This window comes from Haloarcula sp. 1CSR25-25, from assembly GCF_032027985.1.
Taxonomy (GTDB): Archaea; Halobacteriota; Halobacteria; order Halobacteriales; family Haloarculaceae; genus Haloarcula.
Genome location: NZ_JAHYBW010000003.1, coordinates 289,663 through 311,507, shown reverse-complemented (window position 1 = coordinate 311,507; position 21,845 = coordinate 289,663). Strand labels below are relative to the sequence as shown.

The window sequence follows — 21,845 nt, the reverse complement described above, 5'->3', positions numbered from 1 at the left end:
AGTCTCCGTCCGCTGAAGACTTCTGCTGAATAATCGCCTAAACCAAGCAAATATGGCGAATTTCCTCGATGACAAGCAAGTGCTATGCGCTCACCGCATACGCATTGTTATCTGCACTGTTGGGATACTAATGGGTAGAGTTCTTTCGCAGGCGTTGGTCGGTCAGGCTATACTACTTGTATCCGAGCCCTTCAAGTCGCCGTTCAACTTCGTTACTCAGTGTCTCTCTTTCTCTCCCCTCTGCTGTCTCTTCCGACAACTTCATGCCGCTGAATTCTCTTAGTTCCGTTTCAAGAGAAGATTCTTCTCCTTTGGTCCTGACCGAGAGAACCTGGCCCGTAGTCCGATTTCGTTCGAGGAAACACTGTCCGTGGGTTGTTCTGACGCTGAACCTGCGCCGATTTGAATGCTCGTTTTCACCTCTAGCGGTTGAGAATACGCGACGATCGCGAAACTGATTAGGGTGTCTTGCTAACGTTTGTAATGGCGTCCCTGGGCCCTCAAAATCAGTCACACCAACGTGTTTGAGGATAGTCGGTGCCACGTCAAGAGTACTTACCGGAACGTCAAGACTATCTGCGCTTTCCGACGGCAGGGAGGCAATCATCGGTACGTGAACAAGTTCGTCCGTGAGATATCGGGGATGTCCGTAGAAGTTCGATTCGCCGAACGCTTCACCGTGATCTGCCGTGATGATTAGGAGAGCATCTTCAAGATAGCCTCCCTCTCGAAGGCTGCTCAGGAAATCATCAATGCTGTCGTCAACGTATCGAATTTCTTCATCGTAACGGTTAACCAATTCCTGTCGCTCCGCTGGAGTAATTCCCTCAGGATCGGTCACAGCGGCTCGTTCATACAATTTCTTCGGATTGCTATTAGTTTTCGCCTGGTCAGAAAAGAGGCCCCGGTACGTGGTTGGTGGTTTGTAAGGACCGTGCACGTCCATGTAGTGATTCCAGACGAAGACGGGTCTGCTCTGTGAATCTAGCCAGTCAAGGGCACGCTCGTTGATTTGCTCGGCGGTGGCATACAGATGATCTCGGAACTTGTTGAGCACACCTTGGAGCAGTGCAATCGCTTTGTTCCCGCCAAAGTAGAGGTCGTCGTAAAAATGGTCAAAACCTTTGTCGAATCCGTAGGCACGTGAGGCGTATGGGTTCGAGTGGAAGGCGCCGGTAGCATACGGCGTCTCTGAAAGATGTGTCGCGATACTGTCTGTGGCAAGTGCGTAACTTTCATCAACCGCGTCGCACGGATACTGGCCGGTGAGAAGTGCGGGAACCGCTTCCCGCGTGTGTGAGCTCGCGCTGATCGCTTTATCACACTGGAGATGCTCGCTTGCAAGTCGATCCAACGTAGGACTGGTCTGCCGACCGTATCCGTGACACGAGAGATGGTCTGCCCTAAGGGCATCGATGGTGAGTAAAATTACGTTCTTATGACTCATCAATCCTGTTACTAATCTATTCCGTGCCCACTAAAAGCTTGACAGTAGGTACCAATCTTCGACTAGAGGTATCCGATTGAAACGGTAATGTCTCAGAAGTTTCTATGCACTCAATTACGTGTTTTGAGGACCGAACCACCACCCGTTTTCACTTCTCAATTGTGCCATTCAGGTCGCTAGGAAAACCCAAAAGCAGAACCGCTCAAAACAGTGAATGCCATATTAAATATTTCACACTCTGGCGTGAATTATAGGCAGTCCAACAATCCAGTCTCGATATCGTATTTCGGGACGTAGTTCAAATATTTCTGTGCATGCGAGATATCCGCGACACTCTGGTCAATGTCTCCCTCACGAGCATCAACGTGAGAGACCTCTGAATCCGAATTGGTTATTTGTTTTATTATATCGGCGAGGTCGTTGATGCTGGTCTGTTTCCCGGTCCCGATATTGAACGCCCTTCCAGAGACACCGTCTTCTGTAGCGGCTCGGAGATTAGCTTGAACAATGTCCTCAACGTGAACAAAATCGCGTGTTTGAGTGCCATCACCATGGATTGTAAGGGTGTTTTCGTTCAATGCCTGCTCAGATAATATCGAGATGACCGCCGAATAGTCACCTGCTTGCTGGCGAGGTCCATAAACGTTGAAATAGCGTAGGGCAACGGCCTCAACACTGTAGCGCTCGTGATACAGTCTACAATAGTGGTCTGCTGAAAGTTTCTCAAGCCCATACGGAGCGGTTGGCGTTTTCGGGTGGGCCTCATCGATAGGAGTGTACTCCGGGTTCCCGTAGATTGCTGCGCTGGATGCAAACACAACGCGAGTGTCAGTCCCCCGGACTGCCTCAAGAATCGTGAGTAGTGGGTCAAGATTAGTTGCGTGGCTTTCAACAGGGTTCTGAACCGACTGCGTAACGCCGACCTGTGCTGCTTGGTGGAAAACCGTATCCGCTTGTGCCACGGCTTTGTTGAGTCGTTGTTTGTTTCTTATATCAGCCTCAATGACTTCGGCGCAGTCAGGGACATGCCGCCGCGCCCCTGAGTTAAAATTATCGTATACGGTGACGCTATAGGCGTCGCTAACCGCGTCAGCGATATGACTACCAATGAAGCCTGCGCCGCCGGTAACGAGAATTTTGTCGCGTCCGAGTTGTTCAGCTATCTTAGCCATAGTTACTACAGAATTACACATCAGTGTTATATTATTGGGTGGTCGGCACTGTCTAGTTCTGGATGACCTCAGCTGGCGTTTTCCCGTTGAGTGCTTGGTTCGGTCGTTCGTGGTTGTAGTGGTGTCTGAAGCGTCGGAGCCACTGTTTCGCGCTGGATTGACTGCCCCGCCAGAAGGAGTGAAAGCGGTCGATTCGCATGGTCACAGTCTGGAACCATTTTTCGATGTGGTTTCGGATTCGGTAGTCGAGCCGACCGCTCAAATCGTGGCGTGAGAGGGCAGTCAGATAGCCGCCAGCATCGACGAGAAACTCTGTCTCGGCGACATCGTGTTTCTGAGTGAGCCGATGCAGGAACGCCGCCGCTGGGTCAGTCCCGCGGCGGCTGAACACGTCAACTTCGAGCAGCAACTTTGACTCGGTGTCGACAGCGGCGTACAACCACTTCTTTTCCCCATCGATCTCGATTTGTTTCTCATCGACCGCGACCCGCGACGGTTCCGCCGTCGGCGGGTCGCTCTGGGCTTCAGACAGTGTATGCACCCAATTCCAGACCGCGCCGTGAGAACGATCGACACCCAGTAGGTCTAAGATAGCTACCGTCTCCCTGATCGCCAGCCCCGCAGTATGGAGACGCACCCCAAATTGCCGGACGGGTGTCGGGGTGCGCTCATTCTCCCAAACGTCTTGGCTGTCCTCATCTAACGTTTCACTGAGGAGGTCTGCGAGTGGCATGAACACTTCTCGCTACGACCTCCTCGCTTCTCAAACTCGCTCAACTAGACAGTGCCGGGTGGTCTGGGATATAGCACCTCTGAGACATTTCAGAGTAAGTACTGTTGGGTTGAAAACTTGCTTCGGCCTTAGAGAGCGAATGAGTTCGATGGGAGCGCTAGACCAATTGTAGTATGACACTTCAGGTTCAGGCATGTCCATTTGACCGTATATAAAAGGCCTAACCGTCAGTGAATCCTTGACGGGATCCGACGAAAGTATCATTGAGTCATATGGAACCCTGAAGTTTACTTTCCAGCACAGCAGAGATATTAATATGGCGACCCGACAGCGCCAACAGTTCATCTACGGACACCTCATGTGGGTGCTCGGGACCATCCTTGTATTGACTTTGCTGGACGCACTGACGCTGGAGCTGTTTTTTGTCGTGTCGCTAATCGGGTTCTTGGTCACTGTTGAGCTGGTCACACCACAGGCCGTGTCGCCGCGCTGGCGACGGCGGCTCTGGTGGCTCATCGCGGTCGGGCTGGTGGGCTTTGCCTACGTGGTAATCAAACGGATTCTCGAGATCCTACCTCCGGGACTGATCTGATGGGGTCGATACCGTCTCACAGCGATTCCTGGCTGCCGTCGCTCACTCTCCCGCAGCTACTGCTTGCCGCCTACACCGGTCTCACCGTTGTCGCGCTCGTCTACGCTGCGAGCACGTCCTCAGCGGCGTTCGGTGCGTACAACTCTCAGTGGGACGGTGCGGGCGAACTCCGAAGCGTTGCTGCAGACACCGGCACAAATGTGACGGTCGGAACGAACGTGAGTCAGTATCCGACGACCGACGCGGACGGCACCGTCGCGGTCGTTCTCTCGCCGGAGAAACCGTACGCACCGAGCGAGCGGTCGCGGGTCGCCGAGTTCGTTCAAAACGGCGGCACACTCGTCGTCGCGGAAGATTACCGGCCACACGGGAATACTCTACTCGCTGCCGTCGGTGCGGACGCGCGCTTCGACGGCCGCACGGTGTACGACAACCGCAACTACTACCGGAACTCTTCGTTCCCTGAAGCGACGCCTGTCAGCGAGGCTCCGGAGACCGCGGGCATTGACACCGTCGTTCTCAACTACGGCACGACCGTGCGGGCCGGCAACGCGACGACGCTCGTCAACACCTCAGAGTACGCTTACCTCGATACCAACGGAAACGCCGAGCTTGACGGCGGCGAGCAGTTAGCCTCCCGCCCTATCGTCACGAGTGAACCGGTCGGCGAGGGTCGGGTCATCGCAGTTAGCGACCCCAGCATCTTCGTGAACGCGATGCTCGAACGCGGTGACAACCGGCAGTTCGTTCGGAACCTCATCGGTGCCCACCGCGCCGCCCTGCTGGATTACTCACACGCCAGCAGCGTCCCCCCTGTGGCCGCTGCGGTTCTCGCCGTGCAGCGGTCGGACGCTCTGTTACTGCTCTGTGGCGTTGTACTGGTCGGGGTACTGCTTGCCTTCGACCGGCGTCTCGACGAGCTGGTCTGGGACCGACTCAGGGAACGTCGGGGCCGCGGCCTGGGCCCGCACCTGTCCCGGGATGGGGTCGAGCAGTATCTCAATGCCCGTCATCCGGACTGGGAGTCCGCACAAATAAAGCAAGTAACGGAAGCCGTTATTAAACACCGGGCCGAACGTCAACGCGATGACTGATCCGTCGGTACTGTATGACCGTCTCAAGGAGGAGGCGGACACAGTTCTTATCGGCAACGAAGAGGTTCTCCGACACATTACTATTGCAATACTGACACGTGGGCACGTACTTCTGGAAGGTGTTCCCGGTGTCGCGAAAACCACGATTGCCACGCTCGTGGCCAATGCGACCAACCTCGAACACTCCCGGATCCAGATGACGCCCGACCTGCTCCCCGCGGATATCACCGGAACGACGGTGTACCACCAGCAGAACGGCGAGTTCGAACTCCAGAAAGGCCCCGTGTTTACGAACCTGGTCGTTGCTGACGAAATCAACCGCGCCCCGCCGAAAACCCAGAGCGCGCTGCTGGAAGCCATGCAAGAGGGCCAAGTGTCAATCGAAGGATCGACCCTCGAACTACCGACGCCGTTTACCGTTGTTGCAACGATGAACCCCCTGGAGATGGAAGGCACGTTCAAGCTCCCTGAGGCCCAGCGCGACCGGTTCCAGATGAAACTCGTCGCGGAGATTCCCGACACAAACGAAGAACGTGCGATTCTCGACCGGTTCGACGCGAACCCGACACTCGATGCGGACGCTATCTCACAAGTCCTCTCCCGGGATGAACTCCTGAACGCCAGGACTGTGATTCCAGAGACGCACATCGAGGACAGCGTCAAGGAGTACATCCTCTCTATCGTCGACGCGACGCGGGACCACCGAAACGTCACTCACGGGGCTTCTCCGCGGGCGACGATCGCCCTGCAGAATACGGCCAAAGCGGCCGCACGCCTGAACGGCCGGGAGTACGTCATTCCCGACGACGTCAAGGAGATGGCGCTCCCGGTGTTGCGACATCGTCTGATCATGAACAGCGACGCCGAACTGAGTCAGATCAGTTCCGAGGCGGTTATCGAGGAGATCCTCCAGTCGATCACGCCGCCCGGATCTGACACCGACCACAGTGCGGGCGTCGAACCAGCCGTCGGCGACGGCGGGACGAAACGCGAGTTCGAGTAGCGACCGTATCACCGTTAGGCGTTTTCCTGTGCTGGTGTCGTCTCTTCTGACGGGCTCGTCTCGTCACCGGACCGCTTTGTTGGCTGTTCGGTGGCGTCCCACGAAATTGTCACGACGCCGTCGAACCGGTCGTCATCCCGTGTTTCAACGAACACAGGCCGGTCAAGGGCCGTGGCAAACCCCACCGCGAGCAGTGACACTACGGGGTGGTCTAGCTGGTGAACGTCGCCGAACGCGGGATTGTTGACGCCAATGGATGCATTTCGGTTCTCGCCATCGGTTTCGATAGTCGTGTCGTCGACGAGTTCGAATTGCTCAGTCAGGGCCGCCGTTAGCTGCGTCACTATCACTCCTGGACCATCACCAGGCTCGCCCGATATCGCTCGCTCGAACTCGGTGTAGAGACGGTCACCAGTAGGCGGAAGGGAGACGCCCTGCTCCGCTTCGACGTCGCTGGTGACGAACAGGTCTCCCAGTTGCGCCACGTCAGGAACCGCGTATTCGACGTGTTGGGGGACGAACAGGCGCGCGTTTGTCTCCGGACGCGACGGTGTCGGGATGTACACTGCTTCGGTCTGTAGTTCTAGCTCTCTGACAAGATGCTGTTCGACGTCGGCTAGGGTATCAAAGACCGTGTCACTGACCGACGCCGAGACGAACCGCTCGGGCGTGAGATAGAACGTGACGATTCCGGCAAACACACCGGTCCCGGCAAACGCGATGAAGATGGTCCGCAGCGCTGGAAAGAGGACAGCCGCAACGAGCGACAACCCGCCAACGACAAAGAAGCCCACTGCGGTCCGTCTGAACGTCGTCCGCTTTGCTCGCGCATACGAATCGCGTAACCGCCGGTTCTCTTCCCGTAGGACTTCCAGTTCTGCCTCGAGTGTCTGGGGATCGCGTTCGTCGTCTGGTCGCTGTTCACGTTCTTCCGCCGGGTTATCCGGTTGTATAGGCGTGGATTGGCTCATAGGGGATCACCGTCCGAAGCTGGCGCCTCTGTCACAATGTCGAGTTCTATCAGCAGGTATCGATGAAGCAGATAGCCGACGATGGCGGTCCCGGCGAGAGAGACGGCCCCGACCGACAGCGGATCCAGGTTCCAGCGCCGGAGTGACAGCCAAGCGAGTCCACCGAGCAATGGAACGACAAGCGCGACGAAGCCGCCGGTAGTCTGCCTATGTGGCGTGGCGACGGCCGCCGAAAGCAACGTGATGTACAGACCGCCTTCGACGAGAACGAGGGATACTAGTGACGGGGCTTCGACCGCGACGAGTGCGACCTGTCCGAGTGCGACCACGAAGACCGGCGGTCCGTACAGGTAGAGGGCGACGAGCGCGACTCCGACGAGACCGAGCCACCTCGGCCCGCCTCGGACGAGGCCGCCTACCACTGTGGCGATTCCCAGCAGGCCGAGCACGGTCGGCAGGGAGCGCAACGACTGTTCGTCCGTCTGCGGTGCCATGCTCATGCGTACTCCCCTCGTTCCGCGTCCGCTGAGCTGGTGGACAATATCGCCGAAATCTGGGCCGGCGACCCCACCTCGTAGGCCGTCACCGAGTCGATCTCGTTCAGCTCGCGCCGGAACTGGTCGAAGGCTCGATACCGGTCGTACGCGGTATCGAGGTCAGCGATGAGGTCTGTATCGAAGGCTACTGACGGTGTGATGAACACGACAACCTCCGTCGCGTTGCGTCTCGCCAAGCCCACCGTGTTCTGCAGTTCGCTCGGTTTGCTGTCGTCGGTACAGATGACCAGCAGGTCTGCGCGACGTATCTCACCCGGTGCCGACTGAAGACCGTTGAACAGCGGTTGGTTTGGAAGGTGCCGCTTCGACCCAGCGGCGTCTCGATATGTGAGCAGCGTCCTTTCCATCGGTGATTGTGTCTCTCTCATCGAATCAACCGCTCCTGTCGTCGCTCCGGTGTGAGCCGACGACTTGGTGGCTGCCGCCGGCTTCTCGGGCTCGGTGTTGAGGTCGCTGATTCGGTGTTGACACGATCTGTATGCCTCGGTTCTCGCCACGGGTGTTCCCGATGCCGTCACGCCCGCGTCGTCAATTGTGAGATAGCCCAACGGGTCGCGGAGCGTTTCGGCCCGCTGCTGGAACGCCGCAGCGACCGCTTTGAGATGCTCTAGCTTCGTTTCGCCCGGTGGGCCGTCGCCCATCGTGTGGCGGTGATCGATAATGAGCGCCACGCTCCGGTTACTCTCGGCTTCGTAGTTGCGGACGTGGGCCTCGTCCAGCCTGGCAGTGGCTTTCCAGTCAACGTATTTCAGCGCGTCACCCGGAACGTATTTCCGAATCTCCTCGGCCGACAGGCCGCCTGTTCGCCCGCGGGCGTCGTGCTCACCGACACCACGGAGCAGTTGTTTTCCGCCCTGGCCGACGTGAATCGGGCCGACAGACGGCGGTTCGACCGATATTTCAGGCCCAGGCTCAGTCGTGAACGACTGGGTAAACAGTCCGGCTCCGTCACTGACCGTCACCGTGGCTCCGGGCATAGTGTAGTCGCCGACCGTCTCCCAGATGAGCGAAACCGTCGCTGACGACGACTGCACCGACCTGTCGAGGTCGGTTGCTGGAGCCCGGCCTCCCTCCACCCGTGCTGCGAGCGGAACTGTCGATTCGACGGACAGCGGCAGGTGGTTGCCGGGAGCAGCAACTGACGCCTCGAGCGTGTACCTCGTTTCGGTGTCGGTCCGTATCCGGGACCGATCGAGCGACTGGCTGACCGTGAGTTCGGACCTGAGCCGCGAGACGCTGCGGACGAACGCGAACTGCATGGCGAGCAGCCAGCCTGCGAGCCCGACAGCCCCGACAGTCAACAGGGGTGCATCGAGCAGTTCACCACCCGCGACGAGACAGCCGATTACAGTGAGCGTGAGCCAGAGCCGCCGGGTACCACGCATTATCTACCGTTACTGGACCGAGGCCATTGAAGATACCGACGGCCACGGTCGGGATCACTCTGTCTACGCCAGCCCTACTATTGAAATCGATATTGATAGCTGGAGAATCAGCTACTTACCTGTTAATCTAAAACCCCGTCCAAGAAATGCCAGAACGGTACAGATTGGTCCGGAAGCTGCGTGGTCGTCTGTCTCCAGATAAAAATATTAATATTAATATCAGAGCCCACGCCAAACGCCGTCGCACAGACGACTGGCTTCGTCGCACGTCGATACTCCACGTCGGCGCGGTCGTGCTCGTCACGCTGCTGCTCGCCGGTGTCGTGCTTCCAGCCGCTGGAACGGCAGCCCAGGACACTAGCGGCGGTGGGGCCGACAGTCCAAACGCACGACAGGCACAGACCGATGCGAACGCCACTGATACAGACGGGGATGGGCTATCCGATTCGCGAGAGCGATCCGTGTACGGTACTGATCCAACCGACGCGGATACGGACGGGGACGGCTATCCGGACGGTATGGAAGTCCGATGCGAGCAGGCTGTTCCGGGCGCGGACCCGCTCCGAGCGGACATTTATGTCGAAGTAGACTCCACACAGTCAGCGACGCTGAGCGACTCAGTCCGAACGTCCGTCATCGATACGTTTGATAGTGCGCCAGTTTCGAACCCCGATGGGTCCAGCGGTATCGATTTCCATCTGGTCAGAGACGAGATCAACCTCTCGGTCAACGGGACAGTGTATTCGAAACCCCATGCTGGTCCTGGGAACGACATCTACGACTTCCGGGCCAACCACTCGGAGCACCGCTCTGACGGCTACTACTACGTCCTGGTCACCGAAAATGTGGCATACAACGGGGAAGAATACTTTGTCGGCGCTGGCCGGCCCCAAGTCGCTGCGATGGAACGGTTCGACTCGACGAGGATCACCGCGTCGCTGTTCATGCACGAATTCGGGCACGCGATGGGGTTCGGTGCCCACCGGGACGGCATCGACGAGAAGCGCTACTCTAGGGCAGAGTACGACAGTGTGATGAACTACAACGGACTGTACAAGCAACTCACGTATTCGAACGGAACCGATAGCGTGGGGCGAAACGAGTGGCAGTTCGTCGCCGAAAACCGGACCCAACCCGAGGTTCAATGTGCGGCGAACGGGACGTGCACCGATCGGTGTTCCAAAGATTGACCGGCCTGTTGTATCAAATGTCTGCGTTCAGCCGCTGTCTGCTAGCATGCTCATGAAGAACGAACCGAACACGGTCTGCATGCCAAGCACCACGACTGTCGAAGCCAGAAGGGTTGCCGTGGCCGACGGTAATGCCGCTTCACCGGCTAGCAGCCACCGTCCGAACACACCCCCGAGATACAGAACGCCGACTGCGGCTGCAAGGATGCCGATGGACGCGCCATGCTCTAGCTGGAACCGATTCCGTATCATGCCGACGAGCACGCCGTCCGGCGTGTTTATTGGGTTTGCGGCGATAGAACTGAACAGCGCGAGTGTCCAGACCTGATACCCGACGATTGTCAGCATCGACCCGCCGACCATCGTCTGGATACCGAAGTTGACGCCACCGACCGACAGTTTAACGACTGACAGCGACATCACCACCACCCCAAGCGAGACTAGCAGCAGGGCCGGATACGAGAACAGGTAATCCGGCGCGTTCACGAGCATGAACCGGACGTGTCGCCAGCCGTCGCTGAAACTGTCGAGCGTCTCCTCGCCCTCCCGTTCGTGATAGATAATCGGGACCTCTTCGATAGTGAGGTCGTTCGCGCCGGCCTCCATGATCATTTCGCTGGCGAACTCCATTCCGGTCGTCTCCAGCTCTAGCGTTTCGAGCGCGTCTTTCGTGAACATGCGGAACCCGCTGTGTGCATCGCTCACACCGGCTCCGTAGAACGTGTTCAGGAACCGCGTCAGCAGCGGGTTCCCGACGTACTTGTGGAGTGGCGGCATCGACCCGTCCCGAATCTCACCCTCCAGTCGGCTTCCCATACAGATGTCGGCATCGCCGTTCCGGACCGGTTCGAGGAGCTGCGGAATCATCTTGAAGTCGTAGGTCGTGTCCGCATCGCCCATCGCAATGTACTCCCCCTGCGCTTTGTCAAACGCGTAGCGATACGCGTAGCCGTAGCCCGGTTCGTCGGGTGTTACGACAATCGCACCCCGCTCGCGAGCTAACTCCGGTGTCGCGTCAGTCGAACTGTCGCTAACGATAATCTCAGTCGGTACTCGCAGCTCCGAAATCGCCGTCTTGATCCGATCGATGCACTCTATGATACCCCTCTCCTCGTTGAGGGTGGGCATCACGACGCTCAAAACCGGGACGACTTCGCTCTCCGGAGTGACAAGAAACTCGTCGATACTACTTGAGGTAATCCCCTGTTGATTCGCTTGATTTGCCTGATTTGCTTGTATCGTCATTCCCGTACCTCGGCTGAGTCATATACTGTCATACACTTCCCACTCCTCGATCAACTCTCGCTGCATGCGTCTAGTAGGCACCATTTTATTCGATCTCAATAGGTGGTTTTTGATAGATCCCACACGTACCCTACACAGGAAGTCATGTCAAAGTAACGTATAATAAAACTGTTGGGTACGATAGTTCCAGATTAATAAACATAATTAGCGCACCGAGCCATATCTCCCTCAATTGTACACAATTTCTCCCGCTCGTAGCCGGAGTGTCAGTATGATCCACCTCCGTTGATTTACATTACTCACATACTAATTACCGATGTAAGGAGATACATATCAGACTCTGAGCCTATATGTAGTAGGACCATCTCTCATAGGCCTCTCAAACAGTGTAATCAAAGAGCGACTGCTACTTGATCCGGTTTATGCAGGCGCGCCCTGCTATGTCAGGAACCGCTCGTGAAATATCACCGGTCGTCTGGGACCCCGACTACGGGTGGTACCACTGTTGATAAAGAACACTCGATTGCAGCAATTCCCTACTGTGCTCCGGTCCGCGCCTTCGGGTTTTGCGCTTTCACGCCGGCCAGGAAAATAGGTTCCGGATCTCTTCGCCAAGAACGTGTAGCCGCGGCAATCGACTTTTCGATGCACTAAGGACCGTTTTCACGCTCAACTCGAGGACGTAGACGACCCCCAGAAGCATGATAACTGAGACATCCTTGCTGAACCGGAAGGCTCCACGTATCGAAACCAGATCAATATGTTCTCAGCATGAGTATGATCCGTTTCGGCCCAGTTATCAATCTTTGAAATCGAGGCCGATCCTACCCTGTTGAGCCGTAGATTTAAATCGCTCTATATGCTACACAATAACATGGGTACAGACCAGTCCGAGGGGGCCAGCCTGCGCGTGCCACCGCTGGAGAATACGGCGTTTTTCTCCATCGAGGACGACGACGGCTACATCCGCATCGAACAGTCGCTGGGGAACCAGGTCCTGTACACGCCGACCGAGGCGCGGGACATCGCCGAAGCCATTCTCGAGGCCGTCGACGAAGCCGTCGAAGCCGACTGAGCTGTCACCGGACGACGGTCCTGTTTTGCTGGAAGGCGAGATGGTTTGAACGAGGCCGGTCCAGCCAAAGGTATGACAGGTGCAAACCACCGGGCAGCGGTTGCCGAGCGAGCGGCCCGCGCCGGCGGTGTCGTGGCCCGCGAGCAGTTCCGGGGCGATCTCAGTGTCGAGTCGAAGGCCAACAAGAACGACCTCGTCACGGAGACGGACCGCGACGCCCAGCGGCAGGTGGTCGCCACAATCCGAGGGGAGTTCCCCGGCGACCGCTTCCTCTGTGAGGAAGACCTCCCGACGGTGTCCGGTCCGGGGACCGACCACGACGCCGAAGCGGTCGATAGTGTCCCCGACAGCGGTGCGGCGTGGGTCATCGACCCTATCGACGGGACTGCGAACTACGTCCGTGGGATGCGCCTGTGGGCGACAGTCGTGAGCGCTGTTGTCGACGGCGAGCCGGTCGCGTCCGCGACCTACCTGCCCTCCTACGGGGACCTCTACGCCGTCGGCCCGGAGAGCGCGACGCGAGACGGGACCGAGCTCTCGGTGAGCGACCGGACCGACCCGGAGACGTTCGCCGTGGCGCCGGTGGGCTGGTGGGACCGCAACGAGCGGGCCGAGTTCGGGCGGCTCTGCAGCGCTGTCGGCGACCGATTCGGCGACGTCCGGCGCCTGGGGTCGTTCCAGGCCACGCTGGCACACGTCGCCGACGGGGCGCTTGACGGGCTCGTCTGCACGCGCCCGATGGCCGCCTGGGACACGCTCGCCGGCGTCCACATGGTCAGACGGGCCGGTGGCACGGTCACCGACCTCGACGGCGAGCCCTGGACCCACGACAGCGATTCCGTCGTCGCGTCCAACGGCGAGGCACACGAGACCCTCGTGGTGGCTGGCAACGAGGCGCTCACGGGGGACTGACTACGTCTTCGCCTCGTAGTTCGCTACCGCTTGGCTATGGACTTCCGCGCTAAGCACACGCGACCGGAACGCTAAAACCGCCTGCCACCGGTCACACGGCCATGGAAACGTTCGAGCGAGCCGTCGATGATTTCGGGCCCGGCCAGCTCTGGGTGGGCTCTCTCGTTGCGGTCGTTCTCGTCGCTGTCGGCGCTGTTGTGGCCGCCCCACAGGCCATCTGGGACCGGTTCCTCTGGCGGTACTTCTGGGGTCCGGTGTACGCGGACGCCAGATCGGCCAGCTGTGCCGAGATGACTGCGTCCGGGCCACAGCCGCTGTACGAGGGCTGTTCGGCGGCCATTCAGGAGGGCCGGCTCATCGCCGAACCGGGGTACACCCTCGTCTCCGAGGTCGGCTACATGCTGATTCTGGTGTACATGCTCGTCGGCGTCTACTTCCTCCTCGAGCGACTGGACATCGCCGAAGACCCGGAGCTCTACTTCGCGTTCGTCCCGTTCATGCTGCTGGGCGGCGCGCTGCGGACCGTCGAGGACGCGACCGACCGGGCGGTCGACGCCGGCGTCACACCCATCGTCGAGTACCCGCTGAGTTCGCTCATCATCAGCCCCGTCATCTACGGCACGGTGTTCCTGCTGACGCTGCTCGTCCTCGTCGTCTGCGTGGAGCTCGAACAGCGCGGCGTCGTCGACAGCTACTACCGGATGACCGGCGCTATCGGTAGTAGCCTCGTCGTGGTGACGCTGCTTTATCTCACGTTCGTCGCGCTCACGCGCGAGTACGCGACGCTGTACCCGTCGGTCCTCATCACGACCGTCGTGCTGGCATCCGCGCTGGCGTATGGACTGTACCGCCTGTTCGAGTCCTACCGTCCGGCAGTGAACGACGGGACCGGCTACATCGGCCTGCTGGTCATCTGGGGCCACGCCATCGACGGTGTGGCGAACGTCGTGCTGGCCGACTGGCTCGACGCGCTCAACGTCCCGCTGACGTACTACCCGAAACACCCGGCCAACGAGTTCATTATCGCGGCCACCGAGGCGCTCCAGCCGGCGGGACTCTCGGCCGCTATCGGCACGTCCTGGCCGTTCCTGGTCGTCAAGCTCGCCGTCGCCTCGCTAGTCGTCTCGCTGTTCAACCAGGAGTTCATCGACGACAGCCCGCGGTACGCGCTCCTGTTGCTCATCGCCGTCACCGCGGTCGGGCTGGGGCCGGGCACGCGAGACATGCTGCGGGCGACGTTCGGTATCTGAACGCTCGCTTCGTAAAACGGGTTTTTAGTACGGATCGTACTCGGCGATATCCAGAACGTCCTGTACGTCTTCGTTCCAGAAATGCTTCTCTGCGGTCGCAAACTGTGCGCCGTGGTGCCGCGCTGTGGCCGCGATTAGTGTGTCTGGATGGTCCGCTGGCACACCTCTATCGAGTAATTCACCCTGCAGCGCTGCGGCTTCGTTCGCAGTCCCTTCAGTCACGTCAAGCACTTCCATCGATGCTGTCACTGCCTGCCGGATGGTTTCTGGCGACCCATCGATGTGGCCGTGAACACTGCCCATGTATGCCTCGTAGAGAACGATGGATGAGACGGCCCACACGTCCTGGGTGTACTGTTCGAGGAACTGTCGTGCTGATGCGGTACCATCGAGGTAATCGCTGAGAAGGTTGTTGTCGAGGACCAACATCTATTCGCTGTCCGATATGTCCTCGTTCAGTCCGGCTCGCATGCTCTCTCGAATCCGCTGCATCCCTTCTCGCGTCTCAGTTGCCGTGTCCGAGAGCGCCCCGAACCCGGTCCATGGGTCCCGCTCGGTGAGACGAAGTATCACGTCTTCGTAACTTTCGCCCTCTCGCTTGTAGAGGTCAAGCCGAGTCTTCGTCTCGTCGGAAACGCGAATCGAGGTGTCTCCCATACATATATGCATACGCATGCGTATACAAAAACGTTCAGCAACTTGTCACGGGAACGGATGGTGGTCCCTGTCGAGTCGCGGTTCGAAGCCCAGGTCGGCCGGGACTGTCTCGGCGCGCTCGCCGAAGAACGCCTCACCGAAGAACAGCGGCTGTGCCGACGGACAGACGACCCGGACCGCCTCGAACCCGAGCTGTTCGAGGTCACGCGTCGTCAGCCGTGCCCCGTACGGCGTGAGCCCCGCGTCGGCCGCCCGGTCACACAGCGCCTCGAGTTCCGCCTCGCCGGAGCGGTCCGTTTCGGGACCGAGCGAGTCGAGCGGGACCGCCGTCTCTGCCGCCGTCAGGTCGGCCGCCTCGCCGGGTGACTGTGCGTAGCGCCCGATAGCGCCCTGTGCGTCCATGGCCGCTTCGGGGCCCATGCTGTCGAGCTCCATCCAGTTCTGGAGCGCTTCCTCCAGCGCGCCGACGGCGGCCGCACCGGGGTCCAGGCCGGCATCGGTGCCCAGCGCGAAGCGGGGCCACTCGTCTCGCTCCAGTGCGACGGTGATGACCGGCACGTCAACGTCCTGTGTCAGTAACAGCGCCGTCACCTTGAGCCCCTCAGACGTTGCGCGGCGTCTGAGCGTGTCGTACTGCGCGTGGTCCTCGACGGCAACTCGGAGCGGCTCGAACGTCGAGTACCAGGCGAGCATCGCGGCGTCGCGCTCGATGACCTCGTACAGCCCTGTCAGCAGCGCCTCGGTGACGGTGTTGCCCAGTCCCAGGCCGGTCGTCGTCGCCGGTCTGACGACGTTCGACGGCGGCGGATAGTGGACGGTCTCGGCGGGGAGCGACCGTCTCTCGTCTGTCAGCAGATTCGTGGCCGGGACCCAGGGGAGCGCCGTCGATTCGTCCCACTCGGTCTCGTCCCTGACGAACGTCGCGGGCGCAACGGCGTCGGAAACGGACTGGACTGTCCCGCCCTGTAGGCTCGCCTCGCGGTAGACCCCGGCCGCGTACCGCTCGTAGTTCTCGCCCAGCGCTTTCATGAACGCCGTGTCCCAGTCGACGGCGACACCCGCGGCCTTGGCAGCAGCCGACACGTCGCTGAAGCCGGCGGTGTCGGCGAGCGTCGAGAGGTAATAGGGAGCCGGGAACGACTCGACCTCACCGACCTCCGTGGCGATACCGACCCGGTCGTCGAGCCCGAGTTCCGCCCGCGACAGCGCCTCGCTGTCGGGGGCTGTCTGGCGTCCGTCGGCGAGGCTTCGGCTCGGTGTCTTGCCGCAGTCACAGCCCGGAACCGGGAGGAACCGCCGCTGGGTGTGTGGCAGTTCCGTGACAGTCCCGAGGAGGGCAGCGTCGCCGTCAAGAAACTGGGTGACCAGTCGGCCCGCCAGCCCGCCGGCGAACCGCTGCGTGGCCGTTGCCGGAGCCGTTGTGAGTCCCTCGGTGTCGTCGACCGTGGCTTCGACCCGAGTCCGCAGACAGTCGAAACAGCCAGTCTCCGGGCCGAACCCGCTGACTGCGGCGTCGGTCACCGGGACGCCGCCGACGCCGCCCAGTTCGACGGCCACCCAGGGCGTTTCAGTGGTCCGTGCCCGCTCGTTCCACGTCGCGAACGTCTCCGAACCGACGGTATCGACGACGACAGCGAGGTCGCCACCGGCGTCCGTCGGCGTCGACGGCTGTGAAACTGTGACATCGATATCAGCGAGAAACGGGGTGAGTGCATCGACGGCCGGTCCGCGCCCGACGACTTCGACAGTTCGCATGCCGAACCCCTCGCGGTGGAGCGTGAAAAACCTACGCGGCCAGCAGCGACTGTGCCACGGAGGCCAGTTCGTCCGGGTCGGCGTCCTTGAGGCGCTCGTCGCCGAGCATCAGGCGGAGTCGCGGTCGGCCCACGTCTATCGGGACCTTCTCGGTGTCGATGAGGTTCATGTCCTCCAGTTTCGTCTTCGTCCGTGAGAACGTCGCCTTGCTCGCCAGCCCGACATCCTCGCCCCACTTGCTGATGTCGTACAGCAGTTCGCCGTTCCGTGCGGCCACGAGCAGGCTGATGGTGACCTCGTCCAGCCCGTCGCCGTCGCCGCGGGCCGTCGACAGGGAGTTCAGAACGGCGTTGAAATCCGATGCGGTTTCCGGGCCGATGTCCGCTTCCAGCGTACTCTGGACGCGGTTGAGCGGCGGTGTCCGGAGCGAGTACTCGGCGGCGTCCGCCCAGGTCGAGTCGTAGTAGTCGTAGGCGTTGTCGACGAACTCGGCGTCGTCGGTCCCGAGACCGCCGACCGTGTCGCTGATCGTGACGAGCGCGTACACGGTATCGACAGTCACCGCCACCGAGTGGTTCGGCACGTCGTCGAGCAGCCGCATCGTGAGCCGCCCTTCGTCGATGAGGTCGGCCGCGGTGCTCGCGACGAGGAAGTCGTCCATGACGCCTTTCAGTGCGCGCTCGTCGGCCAGCAGGCGAACTTCGGGGGCGTCCGAGTCAGCGTCGAGTGTCGATACAAGCTCCGAGATGCTCCGTCGGGACGGGTTCACGACGTACACCGGCTCGTCAGTCGCCCCGAACACAGTGGTCAACATAGAACCGACGTCATCCTGAAGGAGATTTTCAGTCATTGTCCGATGCCAGTATATAGAGGACTATTATATTTAATTTTACCGAACAGGCCGTGTTGATTTCGCACGTATTCCGACAACACCCACCGACGAACGGCGATAAAATATTCCAAATCCGTCCTAACCAGAAGGCGTCCGACTCACGGACTGAACCACCCGTTCCGGCCGCTGTCATCGCGGTACGGCGGTCGGATTAGTGGCTGGAGGCTCCGGGCTCCTGCCCGGCAGTGCCCACGGCTGAGTCACACATTTTGCATCTTCACCTGGGTACTCAGGGGACCCCGGCAGTGTCGACTCCTAGTATTCCTCGGTTGACATCAGTTGAAACAGGCACGACTTCCCGGGTCCCGCCACAGAGCGTGACGGGTGTCGGTCCGTCAGAAGTCCGTCCGGAGCCGCGCAGCCAGGTCGTCGGACCAGTGGAGTTCCCCGTCGTAGACGACCGGCATCGACGTCTGGCCCAGCGCGTCGGCCAACTCCGCGGCGCCCAGCGAGTGACTCGTCTGTTCGCCGTTCAGCGCCGCGCTGTCGTCGAACGGCAGCCGGTAGCTCTCGCCGGGCCGTTCCGGGGCGACGACCGTACACTGTACGTCGAACCCCGTCTCTCCCTCCGAGAGCCAGACCACCGCCGGCTCTGCGGGACTGGGTACAATCGAGTAGGTCCCGTCGCCGACAACCGCGTAGTCCTTGCACATTATTATCCGCCGGCGGGCCAGTTCCAGCGCTCGCTGGATGCTGAAGCCGTTACTGAGCAGGCGTGCGAAGGCGGTGCCGACCAGCGCGGCGTGTTTGTCCAGCACGTCAGTCAGCGTCACTGCGCCGGCAACTGCGCCCTGTCCCACCAGGTCCAGCCCCTCGCCGTAGGACCCACAGGCGTTCAGGAAGAACGTCTGCGTCCGGACCTCCGATAGCGACGCCAGCGCCAGATTGCCGTCGGGACAGCGCAGGCCCCCGTCGTCGCAGTGGCCGATGAAGTGGACGAACTCCGTCGGCTGTCGGAACACGCCGGCCAGTTCCTCGACCGACAGCAGTTCGCTGACCTGCACGTCCATCGGGAGGTCGGCCGCCCGGTATATCTCCGTGACTTCGGTGTGTTCGTCTGCCATCTCCTCGTCGTTGAGGACGACCGTGACCCGCTGGTCGTCGCTGTCCCTGGTCTGTGACCGGTAGCGATTGACGTACGCTTCCGGCGGCGTCTTGCAGGCGTCGATGGGGGTGCCCGGCGCGAGCCAGGCGTGGAGTTGGCCTTCCCGCAGGTTCGGCTCGATGACTGGCGGGCGCTCGGCCGACCCGCGGCTCAGATACGAGTCCGACAGCGTTCTGTCGAGGAGTTCGCCTCGGTCGAGCCGGGAGCTGTCCGGGAGGTAGATCAGGCTGAGCCGGTCGAGCAGGAAGGGCAGGCAGCGGACCCGCTCCGGCGCCGGCGAGACGTACGTCGAAAGGGGCCACTCCGGCAGAATCGAATTCACGGCCTCGTCGGAGACGTCGACGTACCGTTCGAGCCGCCCGGCCGGCGACAGCGACCGAACGGTGTCCGGGTCCAGCGAAAGGGCCGACGAGATACGGGTCCCGCTCTCGGCCGGGTCGATACGTCTGACCTGGCAGTCGAGGTAGAACACCTTCCTGAGCAGCGCTGCGACGCCGTCCTGTAGTGACGGCCACGCGTCGAAGGAGAGTCGTACCGACGTGCCGTCGGCTGTCAACAGCGTGGAGTCCCGCGACTCGACGACCACTTCGGCCCCGAGATAGTACGCCAGCGGGGCGCTGACGAGCAGTTCCGCCTCACACTCCGGGACCCGAAGCGCGATGCCGGTCTCGGGACGGTCCGCCCGAACCGGTTCGGGGACCCGGGTCGTCTCGCCGGTCGTGACTACCGGCGGATGGCCGCGGAGTTCCGGGTGCGAGCGGGACGGCTGCATCGTGTGATGCGCCCCGCTCAGATGCGTAATCGCGGTTGCGAGCCCCGCAGGTGTTGCCGGGACCTGCAGATGCGGCCGCTCCGCGTTCGTCTCCCAGACGAACCCGACGGTGACACACGTCGACTCCCGGAAGGCGAGGACAGTGGTGACACCGGCCGAGTGGAGCGACGCTGGCCCGTCGAAGCGGACGTGAATCCGAACGTCGTCGACGACCCCGAGCGGGGATTCCCCACCGCTTCCCGACGCACGGGCCTGCATCGTCAGCAGATACGTCCCCGCCTGTAGCGTCGTCGGCGAGTCGACCGTCCCGATGTCGGTGTCAGTGTCGATTCGGGTTACCGTGGCATCCACCGCCGGCAGCGCTAACTCGGTAACGGTCCCGCGGTAACAGTCGTCGACATGCTGTGGTACCCCTCCACCGTCCGTGGCCTCGCGACTGTGCAACTGGCGCACTAGTGCGGTCGGGTCGACCGTTTGCCCGTCCCAGTCCAGCGCCTCACTGCTGTCCCGGCCCACCCGCTCGCCCGTCACCCCCCAGGTGACCATGTATGGGCATGTGGAACGTCATCCGATATATACGTACGTATGTCAGAACGGTGTCACACACGCCGTATCCCAGATAGCGAACAGGACGTGCCACCTCCTCGCACGCGTGGGCCCAAAGGGTAGATTATTGTCGTCCCGGTCCCGACCCAGACACATGAGCTACGAAACCGTACGAGAGACGGACCCGGCAGTCGCAGACGCCCTGGAGGGCGAACGGGGCCGGCAGAACGACACGCTGGCGATGATCGCAAGCGAGAACCACGTCAGCGAGGCCGTCATGGAGGCCCAGAGCTCCGAACTGACGAACAAGTACGCCGAGGGCTATCCCGGCGAGCGCTACTACGGCGGCTGCGAGTACGCCGACGACGTCGAGGAACTCGCCATCGACCGCGCCAAGGAACTGTGGGGCGCGGACCACGTCAACGTCCAGCCCCATTCCGGTTCGCAGGCCAACATGGGCGTCTACCTCGGCGTCCTCGAACCAGGCGACAAGATTCTCTCGCTTGACCTGACTCACGGCGGCCACCTCTCACATGGCCACCCGGCGAACTTCGCCGGCCAGGTGTACGAGGTCGAACAGTACAAAGTCGACGAGGAAACCGGTTACATCGACTACGAAGCGCTACACGACCACGCCGAGGAGTTCGACCCGGACATCATCGTCTCGGGGTACTCGGCCTATCCACGAGAGGTCGACTTCGAGCGCATCCAGGAAGCCGCCGACGCCACTGATGCCTACCACCTCGCGGACATCGCCCACATCACCGGCCTCGTCGCCGCCGGCGTCCACGAGTCGCCGGTCGGCGTCGCCGACTTCGTCACCGGGTCGACGCACAAGACCATCCGCGCCGGCCGCGGCGGCATCATCATGTGTGCCGAAGAGTACGCCGACGACATCGACAACGCCGTCTTCCCAGGCTCCCAGGGCGGCCCGCTGATGCACAACGTCGCCGGCAAGGCCGTCGGTTTCGGTGAGGCGCTGAGTCCCGAGTTCGAGGAGTACGCCGAACAGACGGTGGACAACGCCATCGCGCTCGGTGAGCGACTCAAAGAGCACGGCCTCTCGCTGGTCTCCGGCGGCACGGACAACCACCTCGTGCTCATCGACCTCCGGCCGTCCCACCCGGATACGACCGGCAAAGACGTCGAGGCAGCGCTTGAGGAGGCCGGCATCGTCCTCAACGCCAACACCGTCCCCGGCGAGACCCGCTCGGCGTTTAACCCCTCGGGCATCCGTGCCGGCACACCTGGACTCACCACTCGTGGGTTCGGCGAAGAGGCCTGCCGCGAGGTCGCGGATCTTATCTACGAGGTCGTCGACGCCCCCCACGACGACGACGTCGTCGCGACGGTCAGTGACCGCGTGGACGAACTGACCGACGAGTACACCCTGTACGAGTAGGCGCTCCGTCCGCACTCACTATCCTCGGTGTGGGTTCCCATATCGGTCACGAGACTCGCGTTACGGTCGCCGAAAAGATATAACCGGTGC

20 protein-coding genes are annotated in these 21,845 nt (G+C 60.9%); 8 read left to right on the top strand and 12 right to left on the bottom strand.

Features of this window, described 5'->3' with window-relative positions:
* Nucleotides 1-172: 172 nt before the first annotated feature.
* The 3 genes from KZ498_RS11445 to KZ498_RS11435 form a co-directional block, all read right to left on the bottom strand.
* Nucleotides 173-1,447, bottom strand: a complete 1,275-nt coding sequence (locus KZ498_RS11445; protein WP_312618948.1) for a sulfatase — start codon at nucleotides 1,445-1,447, stop codon at nucleotides 173-175.
* Nucleotides 1,448-1,695: 248 nt separating this feature from the next.
* Nucleotides 1,696-2,619 (bottom strand): NAD-dependent epimerase/dehydratase family protein, encoded by a 924-nt coding sequence (locus tag KZ498_RS11440; protein WP_312618947.1) that lies wholly within the window; start codon nucleotides 2,617-2,619, stop codon nucleotides 1,696-1,698.
* 52 nt (nucleotides 2,620-2,671) lie between these two features.
* Nucleotides 2,672-3,352 carry an IS6 family transposase gene (locus KZ498_RS11435; RefSeq protein ID WP_312618946.1) on the bottom strand — a complete coding sequence of 227 codons (681 nt, stop codon included), beginning with the start codon at nucleotides 3,350-3,352 and terminating at the stop codon, nucleotides 2,672-2,674.
* A 316-nt stretch (nucleotides 3,353-3,668) separates the two neighbouring features.
* Between KZ498_RS11435 and KZ498_RS11430 the strand changes: the two genes are divergently transcribed.
* From KZ498_RS11430 to KZ498_RS11420, 3 genes are read left to right on the top strand one after another with little or no spacing between them, the layout of a single operon-like run.
* The gene (locus tag KZ498_RS11430; protein WP_312618944.1) at nucleotides 3,669-3,944 is read left to right on the top strand and encodes a hypothetical protein; all 276 of its coding nucleotides are present in this window, start codon (nucleotides 3,669-3,671) and stop codon (nucleotides 3,942-3,944) included.
* Complete coding sequence (locus tag KZ498_RS11425) at nucleotides 3,944-5,038, top strand: DUF4350 domain-containing protein (protein WP_312618943.1); 1,095 nt, start codon at nucleotides 3,944-3,946, stop codon at nucleotides 5,036-5,038. Before KZ498_RS11430 ends, KZ498_RS11425 begins: the two co-directional genes overlap by 1 nt.
* Nucleotides 5,031-6,041 (top strand): MoxR family ATPase, encoded by a 1,011-nt coding sequence (locus KZ498_RS11420; RefSeq protein ID WP_312618942.1) that lies wholly within the window; start codon nucleotides 5,031-5,033, stop codon nucleotides 6,039-6,041. Before KZ498_RS11425 ends, KZ498_RS11420 begins: the two co-directional genes overlap by 8 nt.
* 14 nt (nucleotides 6,042-6,055) lie before the next feature.
* Here the strand turns inward: KZ498_RS11420 and KZ498_RS11415 are convergent, their stop codons facing one another.
* Genes KZ498_RS11415 through KZ498_RS11405 form a run of 3 tightly spaced genes read right to left on the bottom strand, consistent with a single transcriptional unit; the run spans nucleotide 6,056 to nucleotide 8,954 of the window.
* Nucleotides 6,056-7,012 carry a hypothetical protein gene (locus KZ498_RS11415; RefSeq protein ID WP_312618941.1) on the bottom strand — a complete coding sequence of 319 codons (957 nt, stop codon included), beginning with the start codon at nucleotides 7,010-7,012 and terminating at the stop codon, nucleotides 6,056-6,058.
* Complete coding sequence (locus tag KZ498_RS11410) at nucleotides 7,009-7,506, bottom strand: hypothetical protein (RefSeq protein ID WP_312618940.1); 498 nt, start codon at nucleotides 7,504-7,506, stop codon at nucleotides 7,009-7,011. Before KZ498_RS11410 ends, KZ498_RS11415 begins: the two co-directional genes overlap by 4 nt.
* A gap of 2 nt (nucleotides 7,507-7,508) precedes the next feature.
* Nucleotides 7,509-8,954: a DUF58 domain-containing protein gene (locus tag KZ498_RS11405; protein ID WP_312618938.1), complete on the bottom strand. Its 1,446-nt coding sequence runs from the start codon at nucleotides 8,952-8,954 to the stop codon at nucleotides 7,509-7,511.
* A 272-nt stretch (nucleotides 8,955-9,226) separates the two neighbouring features.
* Here KZ498_RS11405 and KZ498_RS11400 point away from each other — a divergent pair, with 272 nt between their 5' ends.
* A complete protein-coding gene (locus KZ498_RS11400; RefSeq protein ID WP_312619318.1) occupies nucleotides 9,227-10,144 on the top strand; it encodes a hypothetical protein in 918 nt (305 codons plus the stop codon).
* 27 nt (nucleotides 10,145-10,171) lie between these two features.
* Here KZ498_RS11400 and KZ498_RS11395 read toward each other — a convergent pair whose 3' ends face one another.
* A complete protein-coding gene (locus KZ498_RS11395) occupies nucleotides 10,172-11,389 on the bottom strand; it encodes a glycosyltransferase family 2 protein (protein WP_312618937.1) in 1,218 nt (405 codons plus the stop codon).
* A gap of 874 nt (nucleotides 11,390-12,263) precedes the next feature.
* Between KZ498_RS11395 and KZ498_RS11390 the strand changes: the two genes are divergently transcribed.
* From KZ498_RS11390 to KZ498_RS11380, 3 genes are all read left to right on the top strand, one after another.
* The gene (locus KZ498_RS11390; protein ID WP_312618936.1) at nucleotides 12,264-12,464 is read left to right on the top strand and encodes a hypothetical protein; all 201 of its coding nucleotides are present in this window, start codon (nucleotides 12,264-12,266) and stop codon (nucleotides 12,462-12,464) included.
* Nucleotides 12,465-12,536: 72 nt separating this feature from the next.
* Entirely contained in the window at nucleotides 12,537-13,376 is an 840-nt protein-coding gene (locus tag KZ498_RS11385) for an inositol monophosphatase (RefSeq protein WP_312618935.1), read from the top strand.
* 101 nt (nucleotides 13,377-13,477) lie between these two features.
* Nucleotides 13,478-14,626 carry a DUF63 family protein gene (locus KZ498_RS11380; protein WP_312618934.1) on the top strand — a complete coding sequence of 383 codons (1,149 nt, stop codon included), beginning with the start codon at nucleotides 13,478-13,480 and terminating at the stop codon, nucleotides 14,624-14,626.
* 24 nt (nucleotides 14,627-14,650) lie between these two features.
* Here KZ498_RS11380 and KZ498_RS11375 read toward each other — a convergent pair whose 3' ends face one another.
* The 5 genes from KZ498_RS11375 to KZ498_RS11355 form a co-directional block, all read right to left on the bottom strand.
* Entirely contained in the window at nucleotides 14,651-15,055 is a 405-nt protein-coding gene (locus tag KZ498_RS11375; RefSeq protein ID WP_312618932.1) for a PIN domain-containing protein, read from the bottom strand.
* Complete coding sequence (locus KZ498_RS11370) at nucleotides 15,056-15,283, bottom strand: antitoxin VapB family protein (protein WP_312618930.1); 228 nt, start codon at nucleotides 15,281-15,283, stop codon at nucleotides 15,056-15,058.
* Between the two features lie 45 nt (nucleotides 15,284-15,328).
* Nucleotides 15,329-17,038: a YcaO-like family protein gene (locus KZ498_RS11365; protein ID WP_312618929.1), complete on the bottom strand. Its 1,710-nt coding sequence runs from the start codon at nucleotides 17,036-17,038 to the stop codon at nucleotides 15,329-15,331.
* Between the two features lie 31 nt (nucleotides 17,039-17,069).
* Nucleotides 17,070-17,888 carry a transcriptional regulator TbsP gene (tbsP, locus tag KZ498_RS11360; RefSeq protein WP_312618928.1) on the bottom strand — a complete coding sequence of 273 codons (819 nt, stop codon included), beginning with the start codon at nucleotides 17,886-17,888 and terminating at the stop codon, nucleotides 17,070-17,072.
* A gap of 377 nt (nucleotides 17,889-18,265) precedes the next feature.
* The gene (locus KZ498_RS11355) at nucleotides 18,266-20,353 is read right to left on the bottom strand and encodes a hypothetical protein (RefSeq protein WP_312618927.1); all 2,088 of its coding nucleotides are present in this window, start codon (nucleotides 20,351-20,353) and stop codon (nucleotides 18,266-18,268) included.
* A gap of 154 nt (nucleotides 20,354-20,507) precedes the next feature.
* Here KZ498_RS11355 and glyA point away from each other — a divergent pair, with 154 nt between their 5' ends.
* Nucleotides 20,508-21,755, top strand: a complete 1,248-nt coding sequence (glyA, locus tag KZ498_RS11350) for a serine hydroxymethyltransferase (protein ID WP_312618926.1) — start codon at nucleotides 20,508-20,510, stop codon at nucleotides 21,753-21,755.
* Nucleotides 21,756-21,845 lie beyond the last annotated feature (90 nt).